This window comes from Desulfomicrobium apsheronum, assembly GCF_900114115.1.
Lineage (GTDB): Bacteria > Desulfobacterota > Desulfovibrionia > Desulfovibrionales > Desulfomicrobiaceae > Desulfomicrobium > Desulfomicrobium apsheronum.
In genome coordinates, this window is the sequence record NZ_FORX01000005.1 from 183,535 (window position 1) to 196,178 (window position 12,644).

The window sequence follows — 12,644 nt, forward strand, 5'->3', positions numbered from 1 at the left end:
CATGATTCATAACGAACTTCATTTCAAAGTCAGGAGCGGGTTACAACGCAATGTTTGCGATCATAGGTTTATTGGTTGTTACGGGCTGTGTCGCCGGCGGCTACGCCATGGCCCACGGAAACTTCAGTGTTCTGTGGCAGCCTGCGGAAGTGGTCACCATTGTCGGCGCGGCGATCGGAACCTTTCTCATCTCCTCGCCGCTGAGGGTCATCAAGCTCACCGTCAAGGGCTTCACCAGCGTGTTCAAGGCCAAGGCCCCGGGAAAGGACGAATACCTGCAACTTTTGCGGGCCCTCTATGATCTGCTGACCCTGGCCAAGCACGAGGGCATCATCGCCCTCGAAAGCCATGCCAACAAGCCCATGGAAAGCAGCATCTTCACGCCCTATCCCTTTGTCATCAAGAACCATCACGTGCTCGACTTCATCTGCGACAACGTCAAGACCTACGCCATGGCCGGCATGGAACCCCATGAATTCGAAACCCTCATGGACATCGACATCGATACCCACCACGAGGAAGAATCCATCGCTTCGGGTTCGATCTCCAAACTCGCCGACTCCCTGCCGGCACTCGGCATCGTGGCCTGCGTGCTCGGCGTCGTCATCACCATGGGCGCCATCAACGAACCCCCGGAAATCCTTGGCAAGCACATCGGTGCGGCCCTGGTTGGAACATTCCTTGGAATCCTTCTGGCCTACGGCTACATCGCTCCGTTCGCGGCCAACATCGAACACCAAACCCGCGACCAGCACACGCTCATGAACGTGGCCAAGACCGCCATCATGTCCTTCGCCCTGGGTTGGGCACCGGCCCTGGCGCTGGAAGCCGCACGTCGCGCGGTGCCCAGTTCGACACGCCCCACTTTCGAAGAACTTGAAAACGCTGTTCGCAAGAAATAGCCCGACCGAGGTCGAGCAGGAAAAGATGAAACGCCATGGCCGATAAAAAAAATATCATCATAAAAAAAGTCAAAAAAGGCGGGCACGGCGGGCATCATGGCGGTGCCTGGAAGATCGCCTACGCCGACTTTGTCACGGCCATGATGGCCTTCTTCCTGCTGATGTGGCTCCTGAACAACGTGAGCGAAGAGAAGAAAGAGCAATTGTCCATCTATTTCAAGGAATTTTCGGTCATAGATGGCCTGCCTCCCTCCATGAGCATGGGAGCTGGCGGACAAAGCGCCTCCGACCCGCAGCTCACCCCGCTCATCATGGAAGGAACGACGGGCATGTTCGCCGAAGGCAAATCCCAGGAGGAAATCCTCAAGGAAGCCATGGCCAAGATGATCGAGGAGCGACTGAAGGAATACAAGGAGGAGCTCATCATCGACACCTTCGACAACGGCGTGCGCATCCAGATGCTCTACGGAGAGGGCAACCCCTTTTTTGATTCGGCCAGCTCACAATTGACAGGAGATGCGCGAAACGTTCTGAAAGTCATCGCCGACACCGTACGCGATCTGCCCAATCAGATTGCCGTCGAAGGTCACACCGACGCAGTGCCCCTCGGAGGGCCGCAATCCCGCTACACCAACTGGGAGCTTTCCACGGACCGCGCATCATCCGCGCGTGTCATTCTCCAGGAATTCGGGGTGGAGCCCAAACGCATGGTCAGGGTTGCGGGATATGCCGCCACGCAGCCACTGATCCGCGAAAATCCGGAAGATCCCCGCAACCGCAGGGTCAGCATTCTCCTCTTCAACGACCCGACGCGGAGCCCCGTGGACGTGAATTCGACATCAGGACAAAATGGTCAGCTGTCCGTCAATCCTCTCATGAACGGAACCTCCGGACCTGCGGTGCCACAGGGCGCTCCGACCCTGCCCTCCAGAAATTAAGTCCGGCCTTGTGCCGTCATCGTTCAACGACGTAAAAAACCCCTGCTCGCAAACACGCGCAGGGGTTTTATTATCTGTAAAAACAGCCGCTCAGGCCAGGATTCCGGTATCAGGAAGCGGCAGCAGCCACTCCGAATACACTTCGTCCCGGAGCGCATGAACGACGCGAACTTCCGGAGCGTCCCGCAGGTGAGCGCGAATCAGAGGCATTGCGCGGCGCAGGCCGTCCGGATCTTCCGACAGGAGCGTTGCGACCGGGGGTTCTGCCAGGAGCACGGGCTGGACGGGGCTCTTCAAAGGAAGCTTCGTCACCGCCGTTTGAATAGGCAAACCCGTCAAGGCGCACCCGCTCAAGACGCCCCCCCAGAATGCGCTCGATGGCATTGATCTGGGCGGAGTCTTCCGGCGTGACCAGGGTTATGGCCTGCCCACTCTTGTCCGCGCGGCCTGTGCGTCCGATGCGGTGCGTGTAGCTCTCGGCCGTATCCGGCAGATCGAAGTTCACGACATGGGAAATGCGCACGCAGTCGATGCCGCGAGCCGCGATGTCGGTGGCGACCATGATCCTGTATTTACCGCTACGAAAGCCATCCAGGGCCTCCTGTCTGCGGTTCTGGGAAAGATTGCCCTGCAACGAAGTCGCAAGCATCCCTTTTTGCTCCAGCTTGCGGGCAAGACTCTTGGCCCGATGCTTGGTGCGGGTGAAGATGAGCACGCAGTCATGCGGAGTCCTGCCCAGAAAAGCTTCGAGCAGAGCCATCTTCTGTCCGGCGGAAACCGGGTACAGGGCATGCTGGATCTTTTCCGACGGAGCCGTGTTGGAGACCTGCACCACGGCAGGCTGAACGAGAACCTGATCCGCGATCTTGCGGATTTCAGGCGGCATGGTCGCGGAAAAGAGGAGGTTCTGACGCTTGGCCGGCAATTTGGCCATGATGCGACGCAGGTCGGGCAAGAAGCCCATGTCGAACATGCGGTCCGCTTCGTCGAGGACCAGGGCGTTCACATGGGACAAGTCCACCAGGCCGCGGTTGACAAGGTCAAGCAGACGTCCGGGGCACGCCACCAGGACGCTGGCCGAACGGGCGGCCTTGACCTGCGGAGTTTCGCCGACGCCGCCGAAAACAGCCGCGGAGCGGATGCCGGTCTGCTTGCCGAGGGAAATGAAAGTTTCGTGAATCTGGAGCGCCAGTTCACGGGTTGGGGCCAGCACAAGCACCCGAATCGGGCCGCGCACGGAAATGCCGTCCGTGATCATGCGCTGCAACAGGGGCAGGGCAAAGGCAGCGGTCTTGCCGGTACCGGTCTGGGCCAGTCCAAGGACATCCTTGCCGGCGAGCACCGACGGAATGGCCTGAATCTGAATGGGGGTGGGAGTAACATAGCCGCAGTCACGGATGCCAACGTTCAAACGCTGGTCAAAAGAAAAAGAGGAAAAATCCACAAATGGTCCTGTGGTTGGAGGAAAATCAACGACTGGCGTGATGAACAATCGAAGGCCGGACTTGCCGGAAGAATGGAAAATCTCCAAGACGAGATGATGACGGGCCGTTGCCGGACAGGGTCCGCAAGGCTTCAAGGCTCAAGTCTGCTCACGCGAGAGAGGTGAGCCATAAGCCCCTTTGAGGGGGAATGCAAAGGAAATAATGCGGGCTAAAAAAGGCGAAAAGGCTGCATCGCGAACGATGCAGCCTGATTTTTCGGTGGTGGGCCAACAAGGAATCGAACCTTGAACCTGCTGATTAAGAGTCAGATGCTCTACCAATTGAGCTATTGGCCCGCGCAAACAGAAGGGCTTACTAGACAGCGGGGCAAACATTGTCAAACAAAAAATTGCATTTCAAAAAATAAGAATGACCTCGTGTGAGGCAGCCACGCACAATTGACTGCGCATCCTCCCGGCAAACAGCATGCAGGGCTCCCTTCGCCACGCAAGAAAAGGACACGATGTCCCGGCCGAGAGGCCACTCGCGTGACTTTTGACTCGACATGCCTGATCTGGCAGGAACAAATAGTTGTGCCACCTTTCATGGCAATGAAGGTGGTCTTGTCCGGCCATGAACTTTAAGGGGATGACATGAAAAGATATATGATGCTGGCCATGATGGCAGTGCTCTTGGTCGCAGGAGTGGCGCACGCGCAGACCGCCTACGTGACTGACGTTTTCGAGATAACGCTGCGCTCCGGACCGACCAACAGCAACAAGATCCTGAAGATGCTTCCGTCCAGCACTTCCGTGGAAGTGCTCAGAAACGACAAGGACTGGTCCCTTGTGCGGGCCGAAGGTACGGAAGGATGGGTGCTGGCGCGATACCTGACCCGGACGGTTCCGGCCGCCCTCCAGGTGGAGCGATTTGCCAAGGAGAATGAAACCCTGCGCGCCAAAATGACCGAAATGACCGAGAAGACTTCCGCCACGGCCGGAGAAAACCAGGCATTGCTGGATCGCCTAAACCGCGCCGAGACGGAACTGGCCACGTTGAAGCAGCGGTATGCTGAACTGGAACGGGGATCGAAAGCCTACGTGGATTTGAAGAAAGCCCATGATGAACTCACCGCCCAACAGGTCCAAACGGCGCAGCGTGCAGAAGCCCTGGAAATGAAGAACAGGGACCTGAGCGGTGACACGCAGTTCAGGTGGTTTCTCACCGGCGCGGGCGTCGTCGGCGCGAGCCTGCTCCTGGGCCTGATTCTGGGACGGTTACAACGGAAGAAAACAGGCCGCATGTTTGGCTGAAAGATGCCCGGCGGCGTGTGCCGCCGGCCTTCGAACAACGTGCAAGCACAGCGCACTTACTGCAATGCTGCGGTCCATCGCAATCAAACCTCGCGACATGGCCGCAAGCATTCTGACCGCATCGAAATGCCGCATCCTTCCGCCTCCATCATCCATCACAATGCGGCGGTTCAAGAGCTCAGAAATCCTGCAGTTGGTAGGTCAGCACCCCGAGCTCCACAGTGATGTCCATGTTCAGAACCACCATGTTTTCAGGGACCCGCACCGGACGGGAAGCGAAATAGAGCGCTCCTCGGACGCCCAGCTGCGAAAGGCGGTCGATGACGCTCTGGACTTCCGGCGGCGGGACGGCAATGATGGCCAGGTCGATGCGGCTTGCGTCCAGCTCCTGCTCGATGTTGGCAATGTCGTGCACGGGGATGCCCTCGATGGAAGTGCCCACGCTGACGCCGGCGTGGTCGAAAATCTGGACCACCTCCAGGTTGCGTTTCTTGAAAGACGCCGAATGCATGAGCACGCTACCCAGGCCTCCGGCTCCGATCAGGGCGACCTTCCAGTGCCGGTCAAATCCGAGAACCCGCGCGATCTGCTCACGCAGCTCCGGCACATGGTAGCCGACGCCCCTGACTCCGAAGGACCCGAACTCGGCGAAATCCCGGCGGACCAGGCTCTGGGTCACGCCGTCGATCTTTTCGAGGTCTGCGGATGAAATGACCTTCACGCCCTTGTTCTGAAGATGGTCCAATGTGCGCAGATATGTGGACATACGCCGGATGATGAGGTTCTTCTTGTCGATCCTCGGGCGTTTTTTCGTGTTTGCCATGATGCGGATACCTCGTGTGCTGGTGTGAAACAGAAGAAAGTTCGCCCATCACATGCACTGCGGTCAAGAAATAATTCAGTGCATCCGGTACGGGCTGCGGCCATCCGGTTCGAAACGCTTTTCCGGCATTGCCGCACCGCACCGATTTCCCGCCTCAAAGCAGCCGCCGACCCTGGATATCGAGATTCACAAGGCCCAGCTTTTTCGCTTTTTCGACAACAGCCGCATATTCCCCTGAAGTGATTGTTCTGGACAGTTCCGGATGCTCCTGAGCCTTATATTCTGGATGGTACTGCGCCATGATGTTGACGTATGTATCCGCAAGAAGATTTTGAGCGATCCATTCCATGATCATTTCGGATCCGCCGACATTGTTTGGCAAGACAAGATGCCGGATGATGAGCCCGCGCTGCATGATTCCGCCTCCGGCATACTGCGCCGTGCCTGTCTGCCGCTGCATCTCGAGGATGGCCTTGGCCGTCAGTTCCGGATAACTTGCCGCACCTGCCGAATACTTCGACGCCATGTCCGCTTCCCAATACTTGAAATCCGGCATGTAGATGTCCACAACCCCGTCCAGCATTCCGAGGATTTCAAGCCGTTCCCAGCCGCAGGTGTTGTAGACCAGCGGCAGACGTAGGCCGCGGGCGGCTGCGATGTCGAGGGCGCCGAGAATATGGGCGCTGTAGTGCGTGGGTGTGACCAGATTGATGTTGTGGCACCCCGAGTCCTGCAGGCAGAGCATCAGCCCGGCCAACTCCCCAATGCTCTGTTCCATGCCCTCCCCCGAAATGCTGATCTCCCAGTTCTGGCAGAAGGAGCAGCGCAGGCTGCAATGGGAAAAGAAGATCGTCCCGGACCCGTTCAGTCCCACAAGGGGCCGCTCTTCCCCGAAATGGGTGCCGTAGGAGGAGATGACGAGCCGCGTGCCCGGAGCGCGGCAAAACCCGCGCTCCCCCTGCAGGCGGTCGGCCCCGCACTCCCGGGGGCAGAGGCGGCATTCCCCCATCATGGCCCAAAGGGCCCCGGCGCGCCGACGCAGCTCGCCCGAGCGGTGGAGGGCAAGATAGGCCGGCTCAAAAGCCTGACGCCGCGAGGCCGGATCTTCGGGATTTCCATGGTTGTCGGTCATGTTCATGAATGCCTCCGCAGGATTGAAGCAAGGGACGGTTTCGGGGAACGACCCGGATTGGGACAAGACCGGATTCGTGACTATGATTACATGACATGTCTTGCCACTGAGTGTTTTCTCGCCTGAAAAAAACGAAAATCCTATCGGTCCTGATTTGCACGCTGCCAAAAAAACCGTACCTTCCTTTGACCCGAACGAAAACATCCCGCCAATGCGCCAATGCGCCTCCACACAAACCAACCACTGGACCGGAACCGATGAAACATGTCTGCTTCAGCCTTCTTTTCCTTCTCCTCTGCTCCACCGCCGACGCCGAGGGCGTCTGGCGGGTCAAGGGGCATGCCTTTTCCAATGTTCATGCATGGCAGAAAGGCACTGATGTGCGGGTCAGCGGGAGGGTCAGCGGCGGGCCGGCCAGAGCGCCCTTCCAGGCGGTGGTCCATGTGCAGAACGATGAAGGGAAAACGCACCGTGTGACCATCCGTAAAAAAACGTTCTCGGGCCAGGGCGAAACGTTCGAGGGCGGATTCAGGGCACCGAAGCGCTCCCGGTGGTGGCAGATCATCCAGATCGAAGTCGTCGGGGCAGACCCGGCCGAAATCGAGCGCCAGGCGGCGCAGTCGAGAACCACGCCACGCGTGGCCGCGCCCTATTCCCCCGCACCCGCCGACATGCCGAAAAGCGGCCCTCCGCAATGTTTCCCCCTCGAAATGAAAACCTCGGGCGAGGTCTCAAGCGTCCTCTTCTCCTCCATGCGCCCCGTCTGCGTGACCGTGCGCAATCGCACGTCCGGCCGGCTGGTCCTCATGAAGAACGTATCGCCACACGATCTCGAAAACACGTCCCTGCCCAGCGGCGAATATTCCGTAAAGATCGTGGGCGACGGGTTCGTGTCGCAGAAGGACGTCAGCATCTCCGGGCAAAGCCAGGTCATCGACCTGAACTAGGCGGACGCGTCCGGCGCCAGGCGTTTCGGCTCGGGCCCCGCCTGGCGGCCCTCGTTCGATGCGGGTCTCGCCTGGTCCTGGCGAACGGCCGATCCCGTGTTCATGCCCCCCCCCCTCACGACTTCATACCCCTTTCTGAAAACACCCGGCCCATGACCTTCACCCCTTCGAGGACAAGCAGGGGAATCGCACCCAAGGCGAAGAGCAGGACCGCGTCGGCCGCTGGAATGTGCACGGTCTTGAGGAAACGCCCCAGCAGCTCGTTGTGCTGGCTCAGCACCTGCGCGCCGAGCGTCAGGGCCACGACCAGCAGCAGATTCATGTTGGAGGTAACGGACGCGCGCCAGACGGGTCTGGTCGCGCTGCGGGCGCCGAAGGAGCGCAGGAGCTCGGCCACGACAAGGACCGTGAAGGCCCAGGATCGGGCCGTTTCCACGCTGCCCCCGTCCAGGGCGAGGAGATAGGCCGCGAAGGCCACCGAGGCGGTCAGGACTCCCGTAAGGAACATGCCGCCCAGGAAGCTGCCGTCCGTTATGCCTTCTGTCCGAGAGCGGGGGCGGCGCTGCATGACCTCGGGGTCGATGGGGTCCGTGGCCAGGCAGAGGGCGGGCAGACCGTCGGTGACAAGGTTGATCCACAGCAGGTGGATGGGCAGCAACGGCACGGGCAGGCCGATGATGACGCAGACCGCCATGAGCAGCAGCTCGCCGGTGTTGCCCGCAAGGAGGTACTGCAGGGTTTTGCGGATGTTGTCGAAGATGCCCCGGCCCTCCTCCACGGCGTCCACGATGGTTGCGAAATTGTCGTCGGTGATGACCATGTCCGAGGCCTGCCGCGTGACCTCGGTGCCGCTGCGGCCCATGGCGATGCCGATGTCCGCGCCCTTGACGGCCGGGGCGTCGTTGACGCCGTCCCCGGTCATGGCCACCACGGCACCCCCCTCCTTCCAGGCGCGGATGACGCGCAGCTTGTGCTCGGCCGTGACCCGGGCATAGACGTCGATGCCCGCGACGCGCCGGGCAAGCTCCTCGTCGCTCATGGCATTCAGCTCTGCCCCGGACACCGCCTGCCCTTCGGCAGAGATGCCCAGTTCACGGGCGATGGCGGCCGCCGTGTGCGGATGGTCGCCGGTGATCATGACCACGCGGATACCTGCGGCCCGGCATCTGGCGACGGCTTCCCCGGCTTCCGGGCGCGGCGGGTCGTACATGCCGCAGAGGCCGATGAAGGTCAGGCCCTGCTCGATGGCGTTGGGCGCATGGGGTGAAGGATCCGATGGATGGGAAGCGGGGCCGGAGCACTCCCGGGCGAGGGCGGCCGAGAGGACGGCGTCATCCAGGTCGCGCCGGGCGGAGCCCAGGACACGCAGGGCCTGGCTGGCCATGGCTGCGTTTTGTGCGGCGATGTTGCGGCGGTCCCCGTCGGTCATGGGACGCACGCCCTCGGGGGCGAGGATGCGCGTGCAGCGTTCCAGGAGCACATCGGGGGCGCCGTTGACCAGGGCGCGGGCGGTTCCGTCCGGCATGCGGCGGACAACGGTGCTCAGCTTGCGGTCGGAGTCGAAAGGGATCTCATGCACGCGCGGCATGGCGGCGTCAAAACCGTCCGGATCGCCGCCGGCCTTGGCCCCGGCCGCCAGCATGGCGGCTTCGGTGGGGTCGCCCACCGCGCTCCACATCCCATCCTTCTCGGCCAGGCGGGCATTGTTGCAGCCCAGCAGGACCGAAGCGAGTTCCAGCAAAACTTCCCGCTGCCGCACATCCGGGGCGCCCCCGCCCGCCAGCACCTCGCCATCCGGCGCGTAGCCCTCCCCCGTGACCTCGAAAGCCTGTCCGGCGACATACAAAGCGCGCACGGTCATCTCCCCGGCCGTCAGGGTGCCGGTCTTGTCCGTGCAGATGACCGTGGTCGAACCCAGAGTCTCGACGGCGGGCGGGCTGCGCACCAGGGCGCGGCGGCGGGCCATGCGCGAGACTCCAAGGGCCAGGGCCACCGTGACCACGGCGGGCAGGCCCTCGGGCACGGCCGCGACGGCCAGGCTGACGGCGCCCAGAAAAAGCTCGAAAGGCGCGCTGCCGCGCAGGTATCCCAGCAGGAACAAGAGCGCCACGATGCCCAAGGTCGCCCAAATGAGCACGCGGCCGAAGGCGTCGAGCTTCTTCTGCAGCGGCGTGTCCTCTTCGCCCGTCTCGATGAGCTGCGCGATGCGGCCCAGTTCCGTGCCCATGCCCGTGGCCGTGACCACGGCCCTGGCAGTGCCCGTGGCCACGCTCGTGCCCATGAAAACCATGTTCAAACGGTCCGCCAGCGGCGTCTCGCATGCGCAGGCCGCCCCGGCGTCCTTGTCCACAGCCTCGGACTCCCCGGTCAGAGCCGATTCAACGCACGAAAAAGCCGTTGATGCAAGAAGGCGGGCGTCGGCGGCCACCAGGTCGCCGGCTTCCAGGGCGAGCACATCGCCGGGAACGACTTCGGACGCCGCGACGGCGGTCACGCGCCCGTCGCGCAGCACCTTGGCCTGGGGCGCGGCCATCCTGCGCAGGGCCGCGATGGACTTTTCGGCGTTATACTCCTGATAGAAGCCCATGGCCGCGTTGAGCACGACAATGGCCAGGATGGCGAACGCGTCCACAGCCTCCCCGAGGATCCCGGAGACAATGGCGGCAACCACGAGAATCCAGACGATGAGGCTCCTGAACTGGGCCAGAAGCAGACGCCACAGGCTGACTCCCTCGGAGGCACTTATCTCGTTGGGCCCGCAGGCGCCAAGACGATGGCGCGCCTGGGCGGCCGCAAGGCCCCCGGCCCTTGAACCCAGGGCCGCCAGGACTTCCGAGACAGGAAGCACGTGCCAGGTTCTGTGTTCGTTGCCTGAAAATTCGGTCATGTTCTCTTTCCTGTCGGAACATCTTCGGCCGCCGCACGTCTGCCGAGGATGAATCGGTTGCAAGAGCGCTATGTGTGAAATCGCCTTCACGATAACGCCGGAGAACTTTCAAGGCAATGCGCCCCGATTCTTGGCTTCCCTTGGGGAGAACGGGGCGCATCGCGAATTTCCGTGCCTGCCGCCTCGTCAAAGCACGGCGACAGGCCCGATCTTGCGATCCGTCATTCAGGAAGAACATCCCCGACGCAGGGAATTGTGGGCATCCATGGCGCAGAGCTTGCCGCACATGGTGCAGGTCTTGCCTTCGCTGGCGCGATTTTCCTCCCAGCGGCGCCTGGGCAGATCCTGGTCCAGGGCCGCCGCGAACATGCCATCCCAGTCCAGTTCCTTGCGGCAAACGGACAAAGCGCGGTCCCGGTCCATGGCGCCTGGGACACCCTTGGCGATATCACCGGAATGCGCCGCGATGAGCGTACTGATCACGCCCTGATGCACATCGTCCATGTCAGGCAGGCAAAGATGCTCGGCGGGAGTCACATAGCACAGAAAATCCGCACCGGCCGCCGCCGCTACAGCGCCTCCGATGGCGGCGGTGATGTGGTCGTATCCGGGCGCGATGTCCGTGGTCAAAGGTCCCAGCACATAAAAGGGCGCGCCGTCGCAGATGCGCTTTTGCAACATGACGTTGCCCGCGATCTGATTCAGGGGCATGTGTCCCGGCCCCTCGATCATGACCTGAACACCTCTGGCCCTGGCCCGTCTGCCCAGCTCCCCGATGACCAGCAGCTCCTGGATCTGCGCGGAGTCCGTGGCGTCGCTGACCGCCCCGGGGCGCAGCCCATCACCCAGGCTCAGAGTGACATCGAAGCGAAACGCGATGTCGAGGAGCCTGTCGAATTCCTCCAGCAACGGATTTTCACGGTTGTTGCGTTCCATCCAGGCCGCCAGGAGCGCCCCGCCACGGCTGACGATCCCGGCCACCCGGTCCTGCGCATGCGTCCTTGCCACGGCCTCGCGGGTCACTCCGCAGTGCACGGTGATGTAATCAAGCCCTTCCGCGCACTGCGCCTCGATGGATTCGAGCAGCAAGGACGCGGTCATGGCTTCTATTGATTGTCCGGCATCGACCAGATCGGCGGCCACCGCATACAGGGGAACGGCCCCGACCATGACCGGCGAATGATGAAGGATCGCGCGCCGGGTGGTCATCAGATCGCGGCCCGTGGACAGGTCCATGACGCTGTGCGCTCCGGCCCTGACCGCCACATCGAGTTTGCTCAATTCAATGTCCAGCGCACCCTGCACTCCGGATGTCCCGATGTTGGCGTTGACCTTGGTTTTCAGGCCCGCGCCGATTCCCTCGACGGAAAAATTCCGCCCCACGTTCTTTGGGATGACGATCCGCCCCTGTGCCACGCCATCACGAATGATTTCAGGATCCAGATTCTCCTTCTCCGCCACTACCCGCATTTCAGGGGTAATCGTTCCCTCTCGGGCAAAAATCGACTGTGTCATGTTGACCTCGGTTGAAAATGAAAAAAGCCGCTTTCCAGCAAAGGAAAACGGCCGCACGAGCGTCACCATGTTTTTTCGTTTTCCTACGCTGGAATTATCCAGATCAGGTTCAAAGGGTATAATCTCAGGCTCATGCGAGCCACCCCCAACTTCTGTCGTGATGCTTAGTCGGTTCCAAACCCAAGGTCAACGGCGGGATCTTTCAAGGTGCGGCCCCTGCTATCTGGTCGCGCAGGGCGATTATTTCTTCGCGTAGCGGGTTCTCGCCCGGCAAATCCCGCAGGGCCTCGTCCAAAAGTCTCAATGCCTCGGCTTTCTCGCCAGTTCGAGACAGGACCAGCGCCCGGGTGCTCTTGAAAAGCACGTTACCGGGCTCGATCTTTAGAGCCTGGGCGGACCATTTCAGAGCGTCCCGCTCCTGCCCCAGATTTGTCTGGGCAAAGGCCAGATTGTTCATGGCCTCGGGATTTTCAGGATTTCGTTTCAGGGCCTGTCGGTAACTGGCCGCGGCCTGCGCCCAGTCACCCAGGGCCGCATGCACGTTGCCCAGATTGATGAGCGGCTGATCCCAGGAGCGGTCCTTGGCGGCGGCGGTTTCGTAGGCCATGAGGGCCAGATCAAGTTCCCCGGAAGTCTCGTAGGAGGCTCCGAGATCATTGTGTTCCCTGGCATCCAGCGGATCGGAGAGCACGACTATCCGTGGCGTGGCGCAGCCGGCCAGGGCAAAGGCAATGCAAAAGACAAGACAGCAGGCAAGGCGCAC

10 protein-coding genes, 1 tRNA gene and 1 riboswitch are annotated in these 12,644 nt (G+C 61.4%); of the genes, 4 read left to right on the forward strand and 7 right to left on the reverse strand.

Annotated elements, in window-relative coordinates:
• Window positions 1-50 precede the first annotated feature (50 nt).
• Both motA and BMZ40_RS07540 read left to right on the forward strand, forming a co-directional pair.
• Entirely contained in the window at window positions 51-902 is an 852-nt protein-coding gene (gene motA, locus BMZ40_RS07535; RefSeq protein WP_092373669.1) for a flagellar motor stator protein MotA, read from the forward strand.
• A gap of 35 nt (window positions 903-937) precedes the next feature.
• Window positions 938-1,840: a flagellar motor protein MotB gene (locus tag BMZ40_RS07540; protein ID WP_092373671.1), complete on the forward strand. Its 903-nt coding sequence runs from the start codon at window positions 938-940 to the stop codon at window positions 1,838-1,840.
• 109 nt (window positions 1,841-1,949) lie between these two features.
• On the opposite strand, the gene BMZ40_RS07545 is transcribed toward BMZ40_RS07540, so the two are convergent.
• Entirely contained in the window at window positions 1,950-3,284 is a 1,335-nt protein-coding gene (locus BMZ40_RS07545) for a DEAD/DEAH box helicase (RefSeq protein WP_092373673.1), read from the reverse strand.
• A gap of 260 nt (window positions 3,285-3,544) precedes the next feature.
• A tRNA-Lys gene (locus tag BMZ40_RS07550) sits at window positions 3,545-3,620 on the reverse strand.
• A gap of 297 nt (window positions 3,621-3,917) precedes the next feature.
• Between BMZ40_RS07550 and BMZ40_RS07555 the strand changes: the two genes are divergently transcribed.
• Window positions 3,918-4,577: a TIGR04211 family SH3 domain-containing protein gene (locus BMZ40_RS07555; protein ID WP_092373675.1), complete on the forward strand. Its 660-nt coding sequence runs from the start codon at window positions 3,918-3,920 to the stop codon at window positions 4,575-4,577.
• Between the two features lie 178 nt (window positions 4,578-4,755).
• Here BMZ40_RS07555 and BMZ40_RS07560 read toward each other — a convergent pair whose 3' ends face one another.
• Window positions 4,756-5,400 (reverse strand): redox-sensing transcriptional repressor Rex, encoded by a 645-nt coding sequence (locus BMZ40_RS07560; RefSeq protein ID WP_092373677.1) that lies wholly within the window; start codon window positions 5,398-5,400, stop codon window positions 4,756-4,758.
• A 154-nt stretch (window positions 5,401-5,554) separates the two neighbouring features.
• A complete protein-coding gene (locus BMZ40_RS07565) occupies window positions 5,555-6,538 on the reverse strand; it encodes a radical SAM protein (protein WP_218143749.1) in 984 nt (327 codons plus the stop codon).
• A gap of 251 nt (window positions 6,539-6,789) precedes the next feature.
• Between BMZ40_RS07565 and BMZ40_RS07570 the strand changes: the two genes are divergently transcribed.
• Window positions 6,790-7,479: a hypothetical protein gene (locus BMZ40_RS07570; RefSeq protein ID WP_092373679.1), complete on the forward strand. Its 690-nt coding sequence runs from the start codon at window positions 6,790-6,792 to the stop codon at window positions 7,477-7,479.
• Window positions 7,480-7,594: 115 nt separating this feature from the next.
• Here BMZ40_RS07570 and BMZ40_RS07575 read toward each other — a convergent pair whose 3' ends face one another.
• The 3 genes from BMZ40_RS07575 to BMZ40_RS07585 form a co-directional block, all read right to left on the reverse strand.
• Window positions 7,595-10,366: a cation-translocating P-type ATPase gene (locus BMZ40_RS07575; protein ID WP_092373681.1), complete on the reverse strand. Its 2,772-nt coding sequence runs from the start codon at window positions 10,364-10,366 to the stop codon at window positions 7,595-7,597.
• A 225-nt stretch (window positions 10,367-10,591) separates the two neighbouring features.
• Complete coding sequence (gene thiC / locus BMZ40_RS07580; RefSeq protein ID WP_092373767.1) at window positions 10,592-11,881, reverse strand: phosphomethylpyrimidine synthase ThiC; 1,290 nt, start codon at window positions 11,879-11,881, stop codon at window positions 10,592-10,594.
• 63 nt (window positions 11,882-11,944) lie between these two features.
• Window positions 11,945-12,038: riboswitch (TPP riboswitch) on the reverse strand.
• 45 nt (window positions 12,039-12,083) lie between these two features.
• Complete coding sequence (locus tag BMZ40_RS07585; protein WP_092373683.1) at window positions 12,084-12,644, reverse strand: tetratricopeptide repeat protein; 561 nt, start codon at window positions 12,642-12,644, stop codon at window positions 12,084-12,086.